Source organism: Cronbergia sp. UHCC 0137, from assembly GCF_034932285.1.
Classification (GTDB): Bacteria; Cyanobacteriota; Cyanobacteriia; order Cyanobacteriales; family Nostocaceae; genus Cronbergia.
Map to the genome: position 1 here is coordinate 35,264 of NZ_JAYGHC010000002.1, position 22,554 is coordinate 57,817.

The 22,554-nt window shown below is 40.3% G+C and carries 18 protein-coding genes and 1 pseudogene; 2 read left to right on the top strand and 17 right to left on the bottom strand.

Annotation, left to right across the window (positions count from 1 at the left end; genetic code table 11):
* Positions 1-755 precede the first annotated feature (755 nt).
* Together VB711_RS00925 and ftsZ are read left to right on the top strand one after the other, a co-directional pair.
* The gene (locus VB711_RS00925) at positions 756-1,595 is read left to right on the top strand and encodes a cell division protein FtsQ/DivIB (RefSeq protein ID WP_323283797.1); all 840 of its coding nucleotides are present in this window, start codon (positions 756-758) and stop codon (positions 1,593-1,595) included.
* A gap of 390 nt (positions 1,596-1,985) precedes the next feature.
* Entirely contained in the window at positions 1,986-3,281 is a 1,296-nt protein-coding gene (gene ftsZ, locus VB711_RS00930; RefSeq protein ID WP_323283798.1) for a cell division protein FtsZ, read from the top strand.
* Positions 3,282-3,378: 97 nt separating this feature from the next.
* Here the strand turns inward: ftsZ and VB711_RS00935 are convergent, their stop codons facing one another.
* The 17 genes and pseudogenes from VB711_RS00935 to VB711_RS01015 form a co-directional block, all read right to left on the bottom strand.
* Positions 3,379-5,445, bottom strand: a complete 2,067-nt coding sequence (locus VB711_RS00935; protein ID WP_323283799.1) for a TonB-dependent receptor plug domain-containing protein — start codon at positions 5,443-5,445, stop codon at positions 3,379-3,381.
* A 336-nt stretch (positions 5,446-5,781) separates the two neighbouring features.
* On the bottom strand, positions 5,782-6,117 hold the full coding sequence (gene petJ / locus VB711_RS00940; protein WP_323283800.1) for a cytochrome c6 PetJ: 336 nt from the start codon (positions 6,115-6,117) through the stop codon (positions 5,782-5,784).
* Between the two features lie 233 nt (positions 6,118-6,350).
* A complete protein-coding gene (rpsD, locus tag VB711_RS00945) occupies positions 6,351-6,959 on the bottom strand; it encodes a 30S ribosomal protein S4 (protein WP_323283801.1) in 609 nt (202 codons plus the stop codon).
* A 562-nt stretch (positions 6,960-7,521) separates the two neighbouring features.
* A complete protein-coding gene (gene hetR, locus VB711_RS00950; protein ID WP_323283802.1) occupies positions 7,522-8,421 on the bottom strand; it encodes a heterocyst differentiation master regulator HetR in 900 nt (299 codons plus the stop codon).
* Positions 8,422-8,701: 280 nt separating this feature from the next.
* Positions 8,702-10,792 (bottom strand): EamA family transporter, encoded by a 2,091-nt coding sequence (locus VB711_RS00955; RefSeq protein WP_323283803.1) that lies wholly within the window; start codon positions 10,790-10,792, stop codon positions 8,702-8,704.
* 794 nt (positions 10,793-11,586) lie between these two features.
* Positions 11,587-12,813, bottom strand: coding sequence for an anion permease (locus VB711_RS00960; RefSeq protein WP_323283804.1), 1,227 nt, complete (start codon positions 12,811-12,813; stop codon positions 11,587-11,589).
* Between the two features lie 109 nt (positions 12,814-12,922).
* On the bottom strand, positions 12,923-13,969 hold the full coding sequence (locus VB711_RS00965) for a zinc-dependent dehydrogenase (protein ID WP_323283805.1): 1,047 nt from the start codon (positions 13,967-13,969) through the stop codon (positions 12,923-12,925).
* A gap of 56 nt (positions 13,970-14,025) precedes the next feature.
* Entirely contained in the window at positions 14,026-14,859 is an 834-nt protein-coding gene (locus VB711_RS00970; protein ID WP_323283806.1) for a PIN domain-containing protein, read from the bottom strand.
* Between the two features lies 1 nt (position 14,860).
* A complete protein-coding gene (locus VB711_RS00975; protein WP_323283807.1) occupies positions 14,861-15,340 on the bottom strand; it encodes a helix-turn-helix domain-containing protein in 480 nt (159 codons plus the stop codon).
* Between the two features lie 87 nt (positions 15,341-15,427).
* Positions 15,428-15,598, bottom strand: a pseudogene (locus VB711_RS00980) (alcohol dehydrogenase catalytic domain-containing protein); the annotation flags it as partial.
* Between the two features lie 251 nt (positions 15,599-15,849).
* On the bottom strand, positions 15,850-16,176 hold the full coding sequence (locus tag VB711_RS00985) for a helix-turn-helix transcriptional regulator (RefSeq protein ID WP_323283808.1): 327 nt from the start codon (positions 16,174-16,176) through the stop codon (positions 15,850-15,852).
* The gene (locus VB711_RS00990; protein WP_323283809.1) at positions 16,160-16,558 is read right to left on the bottom strand and encodes a type II toxin-antitoxin system RelE/ParE family toxin; all 399 of its coding nucleotides are present in this window, start codon (positions 16,556-16,558) and stop codon (positions 16,160-16,162) included. Before VB711_RS00990 ends, VB711_RS00985 begins: the two co-directional genes overlap by 17 nt.
* A 149-nt stretch (positions 16,559-16,707) precedes the next feature.
* Positions 16,708-17,616 (bottom strand): glycine betaine ABC transporter substrate-binding protein, encoded by a 909-nt coding sequence (locus VB711_RS00995; protein ID WP_323283810.1) that lies wholly within the window; start codon positions 17,614-17,616, stop codon positions 16,708-16,710.
* An 8-nt stretch (positions 17,617-17,624) separates the two neighbouring features.
* The gene (locus tag VB711_RS01000; protein WP_323283914.1) at positions 17,625-18,257 is read right to left on the bottom strand and encodes an ABC transporter permease; all 633 of its coding nucleotides are present in this window, start codon (positions 18,255-18,257) and stop codon (positions 17,625-17,627) included.
* Positions 18,257-19,012, bottom strand: coding sequence for an ATP-binding cassette domain-containing protein (locus VB711_RS01005; protein ID WP_323283811.1), 756 nt, complete (start codon positions 19,010-19,012; stop codon positions 18,257-18,259). The genes VB711_RS01000 and VB711_RS01005 overlap by 1 nt, the downstream gene beginning before the upstream one ends.
* Positions 19,013-19,106: 94 nt before the next feature.
* Positions 19,107-19,445: a P-II family nitrogen regulator gene (locus tag VB711_RS01010; RefSeq protein WP_323283812.1), complete on the bottom strand. Its 339-nt coding sequence runs from the start codon at positions 19,443-19,445 to the stop codon at positions 19,107-19,109.
* A gap of 103 nt (positions 19,446-19,548) precedes the next feature.
* Positions 19,549-21,960 (bottom strand): CHAT domain-containing protein, encoded by a 2,412-nt coding sequence (locus tag VB711_RS01015; RefSeq protein ID WP_323283813.1) that lies wholly within the window; start codon positions 21,958-21,960, stop codon positions 19,549-19,551.
* Positions 21,961-22,554 lie beyond the last annotated feature (594 nt).

A 22,554-nucleotide genomic window follows, 5' to 3' on the forward strand; every position in this document is an offset into this window, starting at 1 on the left:
GTCAGGAGTCAGGAGTCAGGAGTCAGGAGTCAGGAGTCAGGAGGAAGAATTAGAAGAAGAGGAATATATACTTGAATCTGATCAAGTGATAGGTTTTTGGTACTTTTAACGGTTATTCCTTGCACCTGATTCACCTTTTTCACCTTCAAACTCTTGATATATCTAAGTTTTAGGTTTATATGACTTACGGCACGCTACGCCCGGATTTCTCACCACAATTCTCAAAGCCTTATAAAATCTAGATTCCGGTTTTTTACACTGCATCAAAAAATAATATGTCAAAAATGCCTGAAACCTAATTTAGGTAAGGATTATGTGGAATGCCTTCGCGGAACTTGTGACTCCTGACTCCTGACTTTTTTCCAAAAATCTTGCCCGATCAACAATTTTTTAATTAAAAAATGCTGGTACTTGCTCAATATCCTAGACTCAAAAAATTTCTGGTTTTGACCTGTATGGTAGATTTGTCAAAGGTTTTAGTTTAGTCAACGATACTGATTAGTTGAGAATTTATAAAACTTAACCACTTTAATTTGTTTTGTCAAGGGGGATGAAATACAGTATTTTTAAAAAAATATTTTGTTTTTATTAGTCGCTGACTAAGTAATGAGACAGAATTAATTACACAACTGGTTTTTCTGTTAAGAGTTCCCTCTCTCAACGAATGAATTTAATTTTGTCGGACTACTTATACATTTTATAAAATAGAAAAGTTACCATTGCCTTAGTGATCAACAAATCAACAAGGGGATGGAATGGCTGTCATAGGATCGGTTTCTCGTACAGATTTAGCCCAGCGACGTAAGAAATTGCGTAGGCAAAGGCAAATGAAAATATTTCAGGCGATATGGCGGACATTTGTGATCAGTGGATTGGCAGGGGGTTTATTTTGGGTAGTAATCCAACCAATGTGGATGCTGACAACTCCCACTCAAGTGGAGATCAAGTCAGGCAAGCAATTATTATCAGAGCAAGCAATTGAGTCGCTATTGGTGCTAACCTATCCTCAGTCTTTGTGGCGGGTTGAACCTTCAGCGATCGCTCAATCTTTGAAACAACAACCAATTATCGCCCAAGCAACGGTCAACCGTCGTCTATTTCCCCCTGGTTTAATCATTGAGATTCAAGAACGAGTTCCAGTAGCGATCGCTCAAATCAGCCTTTGCCAACCCCCCCAATGTCCCCAAAATAGCCCCAAAAAAGGTTTAATAGATGCCAGTGGAGTTTGGATGCCTCTGGAAAAATATACATCCCTTCATCCCAAAACCAAATTGCCTAGTCTCAAAATGATTGGTTCTCCAAAACAATACCGTCCTTTTTTTCCTCAACTATATGAACTCATTAGCCAAAGTTCCCTGAAGATTACGGTCATTGATTACCAAAATCCTACAAATTTAATTTTGCAAACAGAACTCGGACAGGTTCATCTTGGTGTTCCTAGTCCCCAATTACCTGAACAAATTAAGGTTCTCGTTCAAATGCGTAATTTATCAACCAAACTAGATATTAGTCAAATAGAATATATCGACCTCAAAAATCCTGAATCACCATTAGTACAAATGAACCGGAAAAATCAACCAATCCTACCCAAATGACATTATCTTTGTTTAGTGCCAAAATAGTAGACCCAACCGGTTAGAACCAATTTTTTAGAAATTTTTAAATTTACCAAAAATTTTAAGTGTGGAGTTGCTTTTAGTCTGCTAAAGTGTGTAATAAACTACGCCTCATCTGGCAAGGTCATCAATTCCCAAGTTAGAACCAACTTTTTATTTTCAGTAATATATGTCAGAGATAATACAAATTATGCCCAGGCAACCCTGAAAATATAGTGATTAAGAAAGAAAACTACACTGACAGTCGTAAGATTGATCACCAATTCCCATCCCTGGCTCAAAAAGCCGATACAACCTAACAGTGAAGGTAAATATTTATATCTAGCCTTTCACCTGTTATAAGATGTTTATCTCTTTTTTACAAATCCAATGACACTTGATCATAACCAAGAACTTAACTATAAAAATTCCCAATCTACGGGACAACCAGGATTTCCTCTAGCAGTTAACTCCAATAGTCCCTATAATAACTCTGGGCTAAACTTTGGACAAAATCACGATAGTAAAAAAATTCAGGTGGAAAATAACCGCATTGGTGAAATTGTACCGGGTCGAGTCGCCAACATTAAGGTGATTGGTGTGGGTGGCGGCGGTGGTAATGCTGTTAACCGAATGATTGAGTCGGATGTCAGTGGGGTGGAGTTTTGGTCAATTAACACCGATGCTCAAGCTCTAACCTTAGCTGGCGCTCCCAGTCGGTTACAAATCGGACAAAAACTAACAAGGGGTTTAGGTGCAGGGGGTAATCCTGCCATTGGTCAAAAGGCAGCAGAAGAATCCCGTGATGAAATTGCGACGGCGCTAGAAGGTGCAGACCTAGTATTTATCACTGCTGGCATGGGGGGTGGAACTGGTACGGGTGCAGCGCCAATTGTGGCAGAAATCGCCAAAGAAATGGGCGCTCTCACCGTTGGGGTAGTGACACGTCCATTTATTTTCGAGGGACGACGACGCACCACCCAAGCAGAACAAGGGATAGAAGGCTTAAAAAGTCGGGTTGATACCCTAATTATCATCCCCAATAACAAGCTGTTAGAAGTGATTCCTGAACAAACTCCAGTCCAAGAAGCCTTTCGCTATGCCGATGATGTATTGCGTCAAGGTGTGCAGGGTATTTCTGATATTATTACAATTCCTGGTTTGGTGAACGTTGACTTTGCCGATGTGAGAGCAGTAATGGCAGATGCTGGTTCAGCATTGATGGGGATTGGGGTAAGTTCAGGTAAATCTAGAGCTAGGGAAGCAGCGATCGCGGCAATTTCTTCACCTCTGTTAGAATGTTCTATTGAAGGAGCTAGGGGAGTTGTCTTTAATATTACTGGTGGTAGCGATCTGACTCTACACGAAGTCAACGCCGCCGCAGAAACAATTTACGAAGTGGTTGATCCCAATGCTAATATTATTTTTGGTGCGGTAATTGATGATCGACTCCAAGGCGAAGTCAGAATTACAGTCATCGCTACTGGCTTCACTGGCGAAATCCAAGCTCCACCGCCCCAAAATGTCATCACTCCCAGAACAGTACCTACTACAACCACTACTATTAGGAAGCCTGCATCACAAGTACCGACTAATACCCCAAATCCCACTCCCGAACCAAAAGAGAAACCTTCATTGGATATACCTGATTTTCTCCAACGACGACGGACACCACCCAAAAATTAAGCAATTTAGGATTTGAGTTTTTAGATTAAATTTGCCCTATTTTCAATTAGATTAAGGAAAACTGTAGAGGTTGTTTAACAATCTCTACAGTCAAAATCTACAGATTGGCAGTTAACCCCAGACGAAAGGTGAATCCAGGACTATAAATCCGGTTTACACGCTCGTATTGTTCACCGAGTAAGTTTTCTAGGTAAACCATCAGCCCTAAATTGTTAGTGATGGGAACTCTTCCACTCAAATCTAAATTTATGTAAGATGGGATGAAGTCTGTGGCGGTATTGCTTCTAGTATCGGCAAAAATAGCCCTACGGGAACCACTATTATAAGTCATGTACAAATTAGCTTGCCATCCTTCTTTGCTGTAACTAACACCTGTTTGCAATAGAGAGTAGGGAATTAGCCCTAACTGTAAACCTTTTTCTGCGGGATTTAAGCTGGTTTTAATTTCGGCATCTGTATAAGTGTAGTTAACAAAGGTAGACCACTCACGGGCAATTTTTAATTGTAAAGCCGCTTCTAAACCATTGGTATCTACTAAGCCAACATTTTCCCATTTACCAGCAATGATTCCCAGTCTATTATCTAAACTACTACCGAAATATGTAAATTGTCCCTGCAAATTGTCGGAAAAATTGACATCTATTCCCGCAGTCCAAGATGATCCTGTTTCTGGTTTTAAATCTGGGTTTGGGTCCCAACCGTGAACTGTATCATAAACATATAATTGATCTAAACCAGGGTTTCTCTGCGCTCCAGCCCAACTTGCACGAACAGCGACCTTTGGTGTGACACCATAACGGAAACCCAGACTAGGGTTAAAATAACTACCAAATTGCCCATCAAAGCTTTGTCTTAGTCCTAAGTCTACCAGCAAGCGATCGCTAAATTTCCAAGTATTCACAGCAAATAAAGCTGTATTCAATACACTCCGATTTTCCGTTTCATTTTTAGCCTGTCGATTGGGGTCAGAACTCAAAACATCACCATACAAATCAGTATTTTTGACATCTAATCCCCAACGTAATTGATTATTTGGTGTCAATTTCCAATCATGGTCAACTCTGGCGGTAATTTGTTGTGTATCTAAAACCCCTGTCCGGTAAGATGTAGCTCCCGTTGGTCCATAGGTGCTAAAGTAATCTCGGTTATAACCAATTTTTGTGGTTAAATTAGAACTTTCATCTTTAGCCAGTCGAGTCTTCCAAGAGAACCCAACATTCAAACCATCATGGTCTAATCTGTCTCTTTGTAGGGGAAATCCAAAATAAATTAAACCACGACGGCTACTAAGTGCAGTTACATCTAAATTTAAAGAATTTTTTTGATCTAAATCTACACCCACACTACCAAAATAAGTGCTAGTAGCCGTATCAGCATTGAATAAATACCCTTGAGCATCACGATTTGCTGCTCCTTCAGGAACAGGATAACGGTTATCTATAAAAAACCTTTCAAAACTGAAATTGTATCTTACCGCATCAGATGAACCGCTATAACTCACCTGTTGATTATTCAAGTTTAGTGAGCCAAATTCCACACTACCAGTTAATTTTGGCTGACTATAACCTTTTTTGGTGATAATATTAACAATTCCTCCAAAGGCTGAAGAACCATACAAAGAGGAAGCAGCACCACTATATAATTCAACTCGTTCAATACTCTCTACAGGAATACTATTTAAGTCAGTTCCACCATGATAAGTGCTGACATTCGTGTTAATTGGTCTACCATTAATCAAAAATACAGATTGATTAATTGATGCTCCGCGATAGTATGTACCTGTATGAATATCTGCTCCATGACCAACATCATTGATGGCAAAACCAGGCATTCTTTTTAATACATCAGCGACGCTAGTAGCACCTTGTTTTTGAATTTCTTCCTTTTCAATTACATAAGTGGGAGTAGATTCAGGTAAAGCATCTTTTTCTCCTACTACTTCTAAATCAATATCTGCATCTTCACTAGAATCTGTGTCTGTTTCTTCCCTAGTTTCACTGGGTAGAGATTCTTGAGTTAATAATTCAGCTTGAGTATTGGGTAATTCAACTTCACTCAGGGTAGGAATATCTGAATTTATAGTTTGATTAGGAGCAGCAATACTAGGAAAGGATGATAATAAAATTAAGGCAATTGATGGGAACAAAAAACAAGATTGATTCACGTTGTTATCTCACACACAGCAAAAAGAGTTACTAAGTGTAAGTATTCTTGTTTAAAGTCATCAATGTCAAAAGACAAGCTGTCATACTTGCAGGAGGCAGGAGGCAGGAGGCAGGTGAAATTCTCCCGACATTATACTAAAAACAGTTGGGATATGGACTTTTCCAAAATTACGAAAAACCCAAATTTGTAGGGGTTTAGCACTGCTAAACCCTTACCCACAGAATCTTATGATTAAGCCCTGTTTAGTATAGCCAGGAGAGTGTCAAAACTCAGGTGATTAAGCAACAATTTCCGAATCAGTAGAAAGTGTTGAGTGTGAATCCTGAATTATGAGTTATTTCCAACCTTTGTCTGCTTGTTCAAGTACATAAGCAGTAACATTTTCAAGATCATTAGGCTTTAAACGACCTTTAAAGGTTGGCATAGCTCCTTTGCCCTTGGTAACTTGGGCAATAATGGCTTCGGCTGAGTACATACCATACTTTTCCAAAGCCTCTTTCTTTAAGCTTTTAGCAGCGTTAACCAAATTTTTGCCCCCCGCGTGACAAGAAGCGCAATTAGCGCTAAATACTTTAGCTCCACTGGCAGAATCTGCTGCCAAAGCTGGGCTACTGAAGGCTACAGTGAAGATGGTTAAGCCTAACAGTATAACGGAAAGAATTCTTTTCATTTAGTGTTCCCTCGGCGACAATAGCTAATTCAGTGAAATATCCTTCATAATTGTCATTTGCTAAAGTTATTTACGTCAAAAGACAGGCTGTCAAACTTGGCTATAAAAGTATGGGTATTTGCTGCTTTATCTGCTCGTTAGTTGCTATCACATCCTACCCCTAGCCCCTCCCCGCAAGCGAGGAGGAGAAATGGATTAAAGTTGTGTGCTGTGGGGGAGGTTCAAAGAGAAGTTTATGCTTGACGTGAGTAGTATTCCACTACAAGCAGTTCATTGACTTGGAGTGCTACCCATTCCCGTTCAATTACACCATTGACTTTACCAGCCAATTTGTTTTTATCAAACTCTAGGTGATTAGGGAGGTTAGCTAAACCGGGATATTGCAAGTTGGCTTCCACTAACTTTTTAGATGCTTCTCTATCTCTAACAGCGATATCTTCACCGGGACGGCACTGATAGCTGGCAATATTTACGACCCGTCCGTTGACGGTGACGTGACCATGATTAACTAATTGACGCGCTGCTGGGATGGTGGGAGCCATGCCCATGCGGAACACCGTATTATCTAAGCGCATTTCTAGCAATTGCAGTAATACTTGTCCGGTTGAACCAGTTACACGTCTGGCTTTCCGTACATAACGTAACATTTGCTTTTCGGTTAGACCATAGTTTAAGCGGAGTTTTTGCTTTTCCTCTAGACGGACAGCATACTCGGATCGCTTTTTACGGTTTTGACCATGCTGACCTGGTGGATAAGCGCGTCTGGCGCTTTTGCGGGTTAATCCTGGTAAATCGCCTAAGCGACGTATAATTCTGAGGCGGGGCCCTCTATATCGGGACATGAGTTTCCTTAATTTAATCCTGTTTACACTTTACCCAAATAGTCTATTATGACATTAGCCTAACCAATTTGTCAGGATATTCTTAGTTAATAACAGATTATTTACTATACTCTAACTTGAGTTAAGAGTCTATGATTGATGCGCTATATAAATTAGACTTCTTGCAAAAGTCTTGATTTTCAAATTTTCTTCGCGCCTTTGCGCGATTGCGTGAGCTTTTCAAGCATATTCTTGGCGACACCAAAGAATTTATGCAAGAGGTCTACTGTTCTTCTCTTCTTCTAATTCTTCCTCCGGTCACTGAGCGTAGCCGAAGTGCTGACTCCTAGCCCTAATGAAAAGATTTTTATGCCTAACGGCACGCTACGCGAACATCAAACCCTAAGTAGTAGAACACTACTGATAACAATTAAAACCTTGGCAATGGAAGATATTTACTAAGTAGTGAAAATGTTAACCCTATACTTAATATTTTTGTCAATTAGAAAGTAGGGTGTAGGGAGTATGGGATTGGGGAGAAATTGCCTTTTGTTCCTCCCTTTGTTCCCTTGCTCATGATGGGCTAGTCGTCTTTGTCGCCAAAAACCATTTGTAAAATCATGGGGATGCCTCCATCTTGGTGATATCTATCTGCCCAACTACGGATAATATCATCTAGTTCTTCCATGGCCTGCTCCATTCTTTCGGCAGGGATATCTAGTTCTTCTACGGCGCGCATGGCTTTGGGTTTGCGTTCTGCCCAATTTCTCATCATGCGGAAATACCGAGCGGTATCTTCTACCATGATGTAGGTACGCTCTTGTTCGTCTACGGGAGCGTAAAAAGGACGGGTGAGGGCGTAAAAGGGCATTCCCCAGGGGGAATCAATACGTGTGACTGTGCCGGAATAAAGGAGACGACGCTTGATGTGTTCTGCCAAGGCTTCACTCAGGGGCATCTGGTGGTGTGGGGGCAGTTCTTCTTGCGATCGCTTGTGGAGAAATTCAATTAGTTCCAGAAATTCAAAGGAGGTGACTAATTGGGCATCAGGTAGGTTGGTGGGTAGCTTCTGCTCAATTTGTTTTTTCTCTTGTCCGGTGAGACTTGTTCCAGGAACGCGGGATCTCCCTGGCATCCAGGGGTATTTTTCCATCCAGACGTAGGGCAGTTGAATTAGATAGCGGGGTTCTTGTGAACCGAGCATTTTCAGTAATTTGCCTTCGGTGAGGGCAAGTCTGACTTCTTCAACTATGATTTTGACTCGTTTGGGTTCTAGATGGTGCAGATGGCCTGTCATTCGCAAGTTTTGTCCTTGCTCTAGATAGGTCATATAAATTGCACATTTTGCTGCTGTTGCGGCTGCATCTAGAAATGCCCCATGCCTATGCCCACTTGTCCGCATGGCACTGAAAGCCAGATAAAGCATGATCTGATCCATTGCACTGGGACTAAGTTGTTTGATCAGATCGATGTCGTTGCTCATATTCATCCAGAGTTGTATGACGAGTTTATAGGACTGTAATCTATTTTAAATAATTTAGTATACACCCTATTTGGAAATATGTCTTTAGTTTCGACTAAACAATATGTATTTTTTTGGGAATTTTTACATATTATTTATCACGAAAATATCAACTGGTTATAGTTTAGGATAATAGGTAGGGAATAGACTGTGGTGTGAAGCAATGAGGGGCTAGGGGGGTTAGGGGGTAGGGGTCTGAGGGTCTGAGGGTGGGAATGACTTTAGCTTTTTATTAGTTGATTTAACTAGAAGATTTGATCTGAGTTTGCATTTTTTCTAAACCGATTGCCGCCGCTCCAAAAGTTACTAATAGGACTCCTAAAATCGGCACTATATCTAGGTTTTCTTGAATGATTAATCCGGCGAAAATGACTGTTATTACTGGGACTGCCGCGCCGATTATTGCTGAAAGTGGCGCTCCTAGTCGGCGAATACCAAAGTTGTTCAATAAATAGCTGCATAGGGTGAGAACGCCTAACATAAATGCACTTAAAATTATTTCTAGTAAGTTGATGGAGTTAAGGGCTAAATTCCAACCTGTGGGTAGGGGAATCATCAGACAGATTAAGCTCAGTATCAGCATGGTGACGAAGTTTATGGAACTAAATGAGACTGGGTGGAGTTTGGTGGCTGATGATTTGGTGAGGATGACGTAAATACCAAAAGCGATACCGGATAGGATTCCTGTGGTACTTCCTAAGATGGTGTTGCTGACATCTAGGGAGGAACTGCCTAAAATTAATAGTTCACCGCAGAAGATGGTGGCGATCGCTCCGCCGCTTAAAATGTTAAGATTCTCTCGCCAGAGAAATGATGACAAGAATGTGCTAATAACTGGATAGATGAAAAATAGAGCGATCGCTATGCCGGTTTTCAGTTCCCCAATGGCTATGTAGATGAGTACCTGAGACAAAAATAGAAAACCCCCACTCAACACCGATAACCATAAAACCTGTGTATTTTCAGCACTTTTAGCCCGGTTATTTTGAGGACGATCAAAGAGATTTTTTAGTTCTTGCCAAATTGGGGGATACAATATGGGAGCTATCAGTAGGATAATTGGTACAACTACTAGCGATCGCAGCATTAAAATAAAGAAAATATTGCCCAATGTTGGCGAAATCAAGCCCTGGGTCCCCAACTCACCAATCAAATTGGAATTTCTATAAAAAATCGTCTTAATAGCTATGTTATAGAGAGATGAAACTACTGTTGACAAACCAATCAACAATAAACCCACCTGAACTTGTGACCAGTTGGGTGAGGTTGGTGAGGTTTTAGATCGGAGTGTTATTTCCTGTCTTGACTGTGGTACTTCTGGGATGATGACGGAAGGTGGTTCTGTTATCTCTGTTGGTGACTGTTCAGAAAACTCGGTTCTAAAAATTGATGCAGTCGGAATTGCAGTTTCTGGCGGTGGAGATTTTGGCGGTGGTTCAGAAAAGTCGGTTCTGAGGACGGAAACTAGGTCTATTGAAGTTTCTGGCGGTGGAGATTTTGGTGGTTCTTCGATAAAATCATTTTGCAGAACAGATATCGGCTCAGAAGTATTTTCTGTTTTCGGGGGTAATGCCACCGTTACATCTGCTGATTCTGGTGTTGGTAATTCCTGGAGAGTAAAAGTAGTTGGTTCGGTGATGACTCTGGGGGGAGATTTTTCTACAGAACTGTTTTTCGGTTGTTCTGGTAGTTGCAACACCGTCGGCGCTCCACCTGTCACCAATTTTAGCGCAGTTGTTTCCTTACTCCTTTCCAGTTCCCACCGTAAGCGATTGACAAACTCTACTAATATTGATTCCCCTTGCTGCTGTTGGTCGTACATTCTAGACAACTGCTGGGAAAGATCACTTTGATAGTTTTTGAGTTCCTGTAACAACGAGTTGAAGACAATGGTGACATTATCATCCAAATTGTTGAACATTTGACTAATATCGCTACTGGTATTAGTATTCACTTGGGCTGATTTCAACGGCGAGGACTGGAAAGATTGACCTTCAATGGTTTGATTAACTAAAGAGTTTAATGAAGATTGCAATTGTGAAGATATGTGTTTGGCTAAAACTTCGGCTAACTGACGGATTAAAACTTGCTGTTCGGTAAGTTGTCGTGACTGCTCTAATTCTTCTTTTTCGGCTGCCAACCGTTGAATATCTTTAATTAAGCGAGTTTTTTCGCCTTCTAGCCGCTTTAAGTCATCTTGCAATGACCGTAGGACATTCTGTTGTAGATTTTCCAAGTCCTCCACCACATCCCAAAGAGCGTTTTCTGCGGCTCTAGGTAGGTCGCTTCTGGATCGTTGGTTGTCTGGTCGCTTTTCAAATCGCCCCATCATTTTCTAACCTCTAACACCTTGGTTGCGAGATTCTACGTGAAGACGATCAAGCTGCTTCCCGTGGACTAGCTCGGCTAAATTGCAAATTTTAACAAGACTTACGCAATTAAAAGCGATTCTGTGATTCTAGACAAGGGGTTGGCAAACCTTTATTTTTGCTCCTTTGTTTAATACGGTATTTTGTATTCAAAACGACAAAATCACACTTGGTCAAAATAGCTTCTGTTAAATAACCCAATCAAAACCCAATACTGCTTGGTTAAGCAAATTTGTGAACCGAAAACCCCTGTAGAGACCTTCCATGGAACGTCTCTACATTCCTTAACCGAGAAGTATTGAATCAAAACCCACACCTTTGATTGTGGTAATAGTAATTACCAAAGCCTTACACGTCAATGCTTAGGAATGTAATTGGCTTGACAATTTGTCTGTTTATTGGTAATTAATATATTTTCTGTAGGAACTATAAGGTATTGATATCCCCTACATATTATTTTAGTGAATGAGTGGCCATTTAGCAAAAACAGACTTTTGTTCTAGCAGTGATGCCAGAATTTGGGAGTTATTAGCTGATGCAGATTTAATTTGCAGACAGTCAAACCATAGAATAGGACACCCCTCGTAAATTGAATAGGCTGTTTTCACAATTTTTGTAGAGCCGAGAATCCCTACCCATGGAAAGTCTCTACTTGAAAATATCTAAATATTTGGAGAAACCGAGTTTCTGCCATTGGTAATTTTTAATAGCTAAATCTGGTATCTTCATGATATTTTCTACATCTTTCATGAGCAATTTAGAAGATCCGGATGATGCTGAAAATAAAGGCACTCAAAACGGTACTGATGGGGACTGTAATTACCCAAGCGGCAGCGATGCCTTGGAGTGTTTGTAATTGCAGGGATTTGATGTTTTGGATCATTCCAATACCGACGACACTACCGACGAGGGCGTGGGAGGTGGAGACGGGTAAACCTAAGCGGGAAGCTAATAAAATGGTGGTGGCGGTGGCTAGTTCGGCGCAAAATCCGCTACTGGGTTGTAAGGAAATAATGTTTTCGCCGATGGTGGCGATGACTTTTTTACCCCAAACGGCTAAACCGCCAACTATACCAACACCTCCCAGGATGAGTATCCATAAGGGGATGATCAGGCTATGATTGGGGATGTGACCTGTGCGGTTGATGTAGGAGATGACGGCTAGGGGAGCGATCGCATTACCTACGTCATTAGAACCATGGGCAAAGGCGACAAAGCAAGCACTTAATAGTTGATATTTAGCAAATATGGTTTCAATGGGTGATGGGTCATGGGTGATTGTTAGTTTTTTCCAACTATATAATGTCAGTCCAATGGCTGCTGCTGCACCTGTCATGATGGGGATGTCGTGGGAGGGGATGTTTAACCCCACTTGATCAATCAAAAATTTTGTCAGGGGTTGAGTGAGGGTGGGGAGAACTATCACGCCAAATACAGTTAATAGAATTGTACTTAACCAGGGAATCCATTCTTGTAATTGGCTGAGGGGATCGGGTTGTTGTAAGATCCATCGTTGGATCAGGCTGTAAAATGCGGCGGCGATCGCTCCACTAATAATTGGTGTTAAAATCCAACCAATGGTAATTAACCCGATGGATGACCAATCAATGGCATTTATACCCAGCGCTACCCAGGTAAAGCCAGCGATCGCTCCGACTACGGCATGAGATGAGGATACAGGTAAACCCCGTGATGTGGCAATTTGTAGCCATATTCCGGTGGAGATCAATACTGTCACCATACCGATGACTAAGGTTTGTGGTGTGGTAACGAATAAGTCAGGGTTGGCAATTTTTGTTCCTAGTGTTTCTGTGACTTCTTGCCCAAATAATACAGCACCTGCAAATTCTAATCCTCCCGCAATGATGATGGCTTGGGTGAGGGTGACGGCTTTAGAACCCACGGAGGTTCCCATGGCGTTAGCAACGTCGTTTGCTCCCAAATTCCACGCGACGTAGAAGGCTAGTAGTAATTCGTAGTTCATAGGGTATGGGAAGTTGTCTGAATCAGGATGTCCAGGATTAATATTTTGTCTGAATCAGGATGTCCAGGATTTCAGGATGTACAGGATTAATCTAAAATCCCAAGTTGATTTACGGATAAATTAAGATTTTGTAAGTTTCGGGTGTGGGGGCGATCGCTACTTCGACTGCTTGTGATAGATTTTGCAGAGGATAGCGATCGCTAATTAGGGCTTTGACATCAATCCGATGATTAAAGACAATATCGGCTGAAAGACTTTGCAGACGGTAAGATGAACTATAACTACCCATCAAGTCAATTTCTCGACGGTAAAGAATATTCGGGTTGATGGGAATTGTCAATTCATCGGGAAATTCGGCGAAAAAGAGGATTTTTCCACCTTTGCGGGTGCAGTCAAGGGCTTGAAAGAAGGCTTTATCACTGGGAACAGCTAGTAAGGTGACATCTACACCCATACCCCCGGTTAGGGCTTGAATTTTGGCTGGTAATTCTGGATCACGGGCATCAAAAGCCGCTTCTGCACCAACTTCTAGGGCTTTTTCTATTCTGGAGGGTAGGAGGTCGGTAGCGATCGCTCTTGCACCAAAATACTTCACCAACATCATAAACATCAACCCAATTGGCCCTGCACCTGTGACTAAAACAGTTTGTCCTGGTGCAATTTGGGCTTTTTTAACTGCCTTTAAACAGCAATTAGTTGGTTCTACAAAACTCGCTTCTTCAAAACTGATATCATCAGGAATGGGAATTAAGCCACCATTCTGGACAATGTGTCCTGGAACTTTCACATATTCAGCAAAACCGCCACCACTAGCGTTAAAACCGGCTGTAGTTGAGATATTTTTATAGACATCGCACATTGAAAAATTATCATTGAGGCAGTAAGCACAACGCATACATGGTATATGGTGCATCACCGCTACCCGTTGTCCTATTTGCCACCCTCTCACCTCAGAACCTACAGAGGCGATCGTTCCAGCCGTTTCATGACCAAAAATCCGGGGCGGTTCATATAAAGGATAACGAATTTTTTTAATATCTGACTGACACAAACCTACAACCCGCACCTGTACCAGTACCTCATCAGTTTCCAGTGTCGGGACTGGGATTTCTTCGTAGGATAATTGATTTACGCCTCTAAATACTTGTGCTTTCACGTTGGTTTCTCATCGTTCAACGTTACTAGATGTAACACTTTATGGTTCAGATTAGGTTATGAAGTTTGATCTTTCTTTCTTTTCGCTTCTTCTAAACTTTGTTCAAAGATTTGGAATGCTTCAATATCTGCTGATGAAAGATATCCCCCAATTACGCCATTCTCAAGCCTAAGAATCTCTCCACGGTTGTCTTTAGCAGTAATTGTTAAAATTTCTCTTTTTTGCCAGAGTCGATACTTTTCTCCCTCGTAGCATCTACCACCCTCTGGGGCTGGCATACCCAGTTCCAAGGCTTTTTCAGCAGTTTGCACAATTGCATCACCATAAAATTGGCAGCGAATAGTATGAGTAAATTTTGGTACTCTATTCTTTCTGTTTAAATTAGTTGTTTCTAACTTGTCAATGATTTCAGGAACACTTTTTGGAACTTTAAGCTGATTAGACTGCTCCCAAATAATTTTAATCATTGTTCCTGGATTTTGCTCATCAAGGTAAACAAGAAAATCATCTGCGTGCCAAGCTTCAATACCCCAAGGAGCTAAAGCTTCTGAAGGAAAACCATCCATGTCAACAGTAACAATGACTTCTGCCTTAGCAACTATAGCAGCAGCAATAACATGGCGATCATCTGGATTATTTGTCATCTTTACAACTAAATGCTCTGGCACTTCCACCATTGCTTCAGGAAAGTATCTTTTGATCTCCTCCTGTAAGTTTGCTGCCTGAGCATTTTTCATTTTTCCATCTTTTACAAGGTTACGAGTAGCACCATCCAGAATTTCTTGTGAAAAATAAAGTTCGTATAACTCTGCCTCAGCAGCACGCATCAAAGTATCACGTAAAGGCATAGGGTAGATGACACAGGAATCTAAAACAACAGAGAGTACCATTTTACTGATCTAATTCGCTACTCTCATCATCATAGAACCCTTCAGCTTCCAAAAATTGAGTAAATTGCTTAATTCCTTCCCGACGCTGACTATCGCGTTGTTCTTTATATTTCATCAAATCCTCAAAATGAATACGTCGATGTGTTCCTACTCTAATGCAAGGAATTTCACCCTGATCTAATAACTTAATCAGGTAAGGACGTGAAACTTTAAGTAGGTCTGCTGCTTTTTGAGTGGTAAGTTCTCTATCCTGAATAACTACAGATATTACTTTACCTAATGCCAGCGCATGGACGGCTTGATGTAATACTTGATAAAGCGATTCGGGAATGGGAATTTCTTGACCGTCTGCTCCTACTAATTTTGGTTGAAAGCCTTCAAGCTGGAGCATACTTTCCAAGTGCTGAATAGATAGCTGTTCCTGTTCTTGAGCCATAAATGACTCTACAGGCGAATTTCGCCCAGGTATGATGGTTTTCATTTGTTTTAACTACTCCAATCAATATATAAAAGTATATCCTTATATATGCTCTAAACGCAATATCCGAAACGATAATTAATGATAAACGTTGAGGCAGTAAGCAGAACGCATACGTGGTATATGGTGCATCACCGCTACCCGTTGTCCTATTTGCCACCCTTTCACCTCAGAACCTACAGAGGCGATCGTTCCAGCCGTTTCATGTCCAAAAATCCGGGGCGGTTCATATAAAGGATAACGAATTTTTTTAATATCTGACGCACTGTACAAAATGCAGATGATATGTATAAAGGAAATTGCCTAGTTTCAGGCTTTATTTTGTAGTCTGTAGGGTGAGCTTGCCGAACCACACCCTACAAGAGATAAAATCTATCATCCTTATGTAATAAATTTTGTCAATGCGTAATTTCTAGACTTAATTCCTTGTTGGATTTCTAAAATGAGCGAACGGACAGCAGTAAGAACAATCACGCTTTATTTTATAGATTGCATTTTTTTGTTAGTGGTAATTAGCAAGATACAGTTGTACGAGCAAATTTTTGATTTTCGGGTTTAGGCTTAACTGTAATTTCTACATCACTACCTAATTTGTTGATATAAGCTATCAATCTGTCAGTTGAAAATCCATTTAATCTGCCTCTAATTAGTGAAGAAACTTTTGGTTGATCTATTCCTATAATTTCAGCAGCTTGAACTTGTGTTAAATTGCGGTTAGTGATGATTTCACTAATTTTCAATGCTAGTTTAGCCTTTAATAATCTTTCTTCAGGATTGGGTAAATCTAAGTCAGAAAATACATTTCCACTACTAGCAACAACTTCAAAATCCCTGTTCATTTTTTACCCCATTTTCTTGAGCAGTTTCTTGTAAATAGTCTATTTCAGCGTATTGAAGCCTTTTTTTTATCAAGTCTATATCTTGTTTTGGTGTAGCAATACCATGTTTTGATTTTTTTTGAAAGGAATGTAATACATAAACAACTCCCTTAAATTTTACTGTGTAAACTGCTCTGTATGTATCTCCATCAAAATCATCTATAATTTCCAGAACACCTGATCCTGAAAAACCCTTTAAAGGTTTTGCATCAGGGTGTTTTTTACCCTGTTGTGCCAAATAAAGAGCATAACCCATTACGTCCTGTACATCTTCAGGAAAATCCTTTAAATCCTTATATGCACTTGCAATCCATTTAAGAGGTTTTTCTTGTTTTTCATTCATCTAATTTTAGTATGCCAAAACTAGCATATTATGTCAATAGGCAATTATATTGTATTAATTTATCATGGATTGATAAAAACTGGATATCATATAAAAAAGTAGCGTTTAGTTCCTCATATTCCACCATAGTGTAAGTCTTATACGGTGATTTAATTGCCGAAATTTTTAGTTTGACGAAACTCCTGTACAACCTGTTTGATATCACGCAATTCACCTTCAACTAAATAATTTAACTCGCGTATTTCGTCTGCGGAAATTTTACCACTAAGTTGAGCGATCGCTGTTTTTAATTGCGGGTATTTTTTTAAAGTTTCTTGTCGCACAATCGGTACAGGTTCATAGGGAGGAAAATATCTTTTATCATCTTCAAGAACCACTAAACCTAAACGGGCAATTTGTCCATCTGTAGAATTAGCAACAATGAAATCTACTTGCTTTTGCTGCAAAGCATAATACAATAAACCTAAACTCATAATTCGCGGATATTTAGCAAAACTTAATCCGTAGGTTTTAGCTAAACCACGATAACCATCTTCCCGTTCCATAAATTCGTACCCGAAAGCGGCCTTCCATTGGGGTGTATATTTAGCAGCTTCCGAGAGAGTTTGAATATTATAACGTTTGGCATCTTCACCCCGAATAATCATTGCAAATGTGTTTTCAAAACCCACACTAGGCATTACTTCTAATTGAAACTTTTGATTATATAATTCTTTGACTTTATTAAAAACTATCTGAGGATCACTAATTACCTGTTGCTGTAAAACGCCATTAAAAGCTGTACCTGTATATTCCATATACGCATCAATTTTACCAGAGGTAATGGCAGTATGGCAAACAAAAGTACCACCTAAATTAAGACGACGTTCTACTTTTAAATTAGTTGTGGCTTCAATTTGTTGGGCTAATAGTTCTCCTAAAATATTTTGTTCGGTAAAATCTTTAGAAGCAACAACAATATCAGCCCCAATCCCACTATTATCTTGATTATTTTGACAGCCTACAGTTAAAAATGATAATAGCAAAATTAAGCAATAAATTAACCAAGATTTTTTCATGATTTTATTTAATTTTTAATAGTCAATTTTTTCTCAATCCAACCAATCATTAAATCAGCCGCTAAAGCCATTAATGCAGCCGGAATTGCCCCTGCTAAAATTAATTGATTATTCACGACTGCAATTCCTCGAAAGATAAATACTCCTAACCCACCAGCACCAATGGCTGCGGCAATGGTAGCAACACCAATGGTAATTACTACTGCTACTCTGACCCCTGCTAAAATCACTGCGGTTGCTAAGGGAATTTCTACTTGCAACAACAATTCCCTATCTGTCATTCCCATTCCTCGACCAGCTTCTCGAATAGCAGGATCAACTCCAGTAATGCCAGCGTAAGTATTACGAATTATTGGCAGCAATGAATATAAAGTTAGGGCAACAATTGCTGGAACTGTACCAATACCACCAATGATCGGTACAGGAATTAGTAAACCAAATAGGGCTAAACTGGGGATAGTTTGGAGAATATTTGCTATGGCTAAAATAGGTTGTCGTAAGCTGGTTTTGCGGGTAATTAAAATCCCTAAAGGAATCCCTAAAAATATGGCAATAATTATGGCAACACCTACTAAGAACAAGTGTTCTAGGCTATGACGAAGTATTTCTGGAGCATATTTAATCAAAAATAAATCGTTCATCATGTATTTCTTAAAGAATTTAAACATTGAAGGAAAGCTAGACTTTCTGGATGGGATGATTGCTTAAATTCTGCAATTGTATCCAAGAAAATCAATTCTCCTCCAGACATTAAACCAATTCGCGATGCTAATACAAATGCTTCTTGAATATCGTGGGTGACAAGAACGACTGTTTTACCTAATTTTTGTTGTAAATTACGAAATTCTTGTTGCAGTTCTAAACGTGTAATGGGATCAAGTGCGCCAAAGGGTTCATCCATTAATAATACAGGTGGATCTGCTGCTAATGCCCTAGCTACTCCTACTCTTTGTTTTTGTCCCCCGGAAAGTTGATGAGGATAACGTTCTGCAAATTTATCTGGTTGTAAACCGACTAAATCCAATAATTCATGAACCCGCATTTTAATTTGTCTGGGTTTCCAACCTTCTAAACTGGGAATTAAACCGACGTTTTTTTCAACGGTAAAATGGGGAAATAATCCAGTTTCTTGAATTACATAACCAATTTTCCTGCGTAGTTCAATTTCATTCCATTGAGTGGTGGGGATGTTATTAAATAAAACTTCGCCTGTTGTGGGTGTAAGCAGACGATTAATTAATTTCATGGTTGTAGTTTTACCACTGCCACTGCGTCCCAATAATATTAGTGCTTCTCCTTGGTAAATGGTAAAATTGAGATTGGAGACTAAAGCGCGATCGCTACGGCTGAGGGTGACATTCCTAAATTCAACGGCTATTGGGGGATTTTGTGACATATATTAATAGTTCCCTACATCCAGGAAAAGACCTTCTCCGCAAACCCTAATTATTTGATATGGTGGGCATAGCCCACCTCTAAAGCCTTAAAATTTAAACAGCTTCAGTATTCTTTTCTCCAGTACGGATGCGGATAACCTGATCAACAGGAGAGATAAATATTTTACCATCACCAATCTCACCAGTACGGGCAGCAGCAATTACCTTGTCAACTACCATATCTACTTGGCTATCTTCCACAACGATTTCTACCTTGAGTTTTTGTAAAAACTCCACTGTGTATTCTGAACCACGATAGCGTTCTGTTTGCCCTTTTTGCCGCCCGAAACCGCGAACTTCAGAAACAGTCATACCGACAATCCCAGCGTTAACTAAGGCAATTTTGACTTCATCCAGCTTAAAGGGACGGATAATGGCTTCTACTTTTTTCATGCTTTTGATTCCTGACTTATAATAGCTTCTTTTATATATCTAAGCAGATTCGTTGTCTAACACTGTAACTACAGCGATACTTGTTTAACTTTAAATTCATCGGTTAAACACCATCAGCCTTTTCTTGGAGAAGATTACGCCAATCAGCGATCGCACTTTCTGTCCACAACCAGTTTTGAGGTAACTTATTAACTGTAAACTTAATCGGTTCTTCCCTAATTACCATTTGACGCAAGTTAATCGCCTTATTCAAATATTGCACTCCTTTCGACCCTGATTGACTCTTAGCTGATTTATATAAACCCAAGGCTATTCCTGCATAGGAATTTAAAGCCTCAGCAGGTATAGACGTACTGACAGATTCCTGATTTTGAGAATTTGTATTCTCAGCCTTTTTGAGTGCTAAACCCACAGCCTTCAACCAAGCATGATTCGCACGGTTGAGATTTCCCTCTGCATAGTGAGCAAAACCTAAAGCACTATTATACAATATAGAGTTTGGTTTTTCCCGTACCGCAACTTCCCAGTAACGTCGGGCATCATCAACACTGTATTTTTGATTTCCCGTCCGGGCTAACTGCCAAGCTAATCGCCCCCGCAAAAAATTCACAGCCGGATTTTTTACTTCCTTTGCAGAAATTAGACTCAAAGCCGTTTCTGCCTCCTTAAATGCACTACGATCTAGTAGTTTTTCAACGGCCTCTAGTCCTTTTTCGATATTCCCTTGACTTAACTGTTCTGTAGCATAAGCAGTTACCAATTCTATCTTCGATATTTCTAAATCTATGGGTTCTATTTGAGATTGGCTGAGTTTTGAGTTAGGAATGGGGGGAATATCGGTAACTGAGGAGTTATACTGCCAATTTCTGCCAATTATAATGGCGATCGCGACAAAGGTAGTTGCTGCCACAACAGCCAAAATTGGCCATAACTGACTAATCTTTCTAACAGTGGGTATGGGGTGAACTGGCAAATTTGAGGTATTGGGAATAGTTGGTACCTGTTCCTGTACCGTCAACTCTGTTTCTAAAATCTGATTTTCTTGTACCTGCGGTAAAAGTTCCGCCATCATCGAAGTATTTTCAGTAGTCGCTAATGGCTGACCTAACTCCCGAAACAAGTCTGATACCAAGGCGGCATCGTCATCATAGCCCGAATTACCATCACTCATATCCTCCCAGGCATCTTCCCCCAACCAGCCTATTTCTGCGTCATCCTCTTCTAACATATTTAACGAAATTTCGGCTTCATCTGCCATAGATGAGTAAATAGCCGTATTTACCCTGGCAGAAGGCTGATACTCATTGGCAAACTCCACAGTGGGAGATACAGGAATTTCTGGAGTTAAAAAACCGTCAAATTCTCGATGGAGATATAAAGTTGGCAATGCCCAATACATTTGCTGAGAACCGTAAGCAGAAATTAAACCCTGACGTACCCGACTCACACACAAATCTAAAGGATAGCCCTGACTCAAATTGCGGTAAAATAATTGTGTCAACGTCAATGCCACTTCATCAGGAATCCGTTCTGACATCGCCAAAACGCTTCTAATTCCCCTTTTGACCAAACTTTCTGTAAGATTGCCTTCTCCCGTTTCTCCATCGGGATGAGGTCTAGCCCTGTATGCCCCCAAACAGGAGTTAAATACTGCCATTTGGATATTATTATTCAACAGTAGACCAGCTAAATCATCTCCACTCAGGGTTTCGGTTAAACCAGTTTTGTGACTCACCAGATAAATTTCTCCACCATTAGCCCCCAAATTACTGTGGCCGGAATAGTGTAAAATATGGAAACGCCCTTGTTCTAGAGTTTGGGTTAATTCTTCCCTTCCTGGTTGATCTAGTAGAGTAAATTCAATTTCCGGGAGATGATTACTACCTTCTGCTAATTTGGAAGGTTGGCGATGTAGTTCTGCTTGTAGTTTAATTGCTTCTTGTTTGAGTAAGTCCAAACGCACCAAGTCAGTGGGGGAAGAAATGATCATTAATACCTTGACCACACTATCTTCCTGTGGTGTTGGCATATTATGTACAGGCAACCGCATTCCGGTCAATATTCCGGTTTGATAGCGGGAAAAAGCAATATATGGTCCTGTGGCCAGAGGGCGATCGCCTGCGTGCATCACCTCCCAGGGTAACTTTGCCAACTTGGTATCCTTTAGACCCAACCGCAGACGCAGGACTTGTTGATGATTTTGGGCAATACCTTGGGCAGTAATCCAGCTATCCCTGAGAGTACCTTGAAATAAGGCATTATATAGTTTTTGACCCAGTGCCACCAAATTAACAGCATTTCTCGTCATACCTGCGGTAGGTTGTTCCAACATCTCCCCCTGTAACAACAATTGCAAGGGGTCATTCATCAAGTTTCCCGCAGCACCTAGCCATTCATCCACAGGCCAAGTGACCAATTCTTCCGCCAATGGTACCCCAGGCGCGACGTGTTCAGTCCGCACCAAGTAGTCATTTTGCCCTACCAGAGTCACGGAAAGGTGGAATTCCTGGGTCACAACTTCTCCTGCTTCTAAATACAGTTTTAACAGCGAAGGTTTCGCCTTGTTTTTCTAATTTTGCTAATTAATATTGTAGATTGCATCTTCCAACCCATTGTTTCTGAATAGGAGTTTTTTTGCTTTTTTCAGGCTTAGAACTTTATCCGGATTGGATTACTTCGTTTTAGAACACTTTAGTGGTAGATGCACCTTGATCTTCAACTCCCCTAGTTGGTTAACACTGACTGGGGCTTTTTTTATTGTGACAAACAAAAGCAATCTTTGACCTAAGAGTTTTTAGTCAAAGAAAGCAGCAATACTTTGTTAACTTTAACACCCTTTATTAAATTTGTACAGATTTCTAGCGACCTATTTCTACCCTAATAACCAACTCCCCTACCCAGCTACCAGCCACAGAGATTTTTTCGGTGAATGACAGACAGTGAAATTTGGGTAAATTTTTCCGGATCATAGTAGCTAAACCAAGAACAGTTAAGTGGTAGATGCACCCTGATAACTAAACTCCCCTAGCTGGCTAACACTGGCTGGGGGTTTTTTCTTGGCAATGCAGAAATAATTATAAAGATACACCCAAAATCTTCCTGAAAGTAG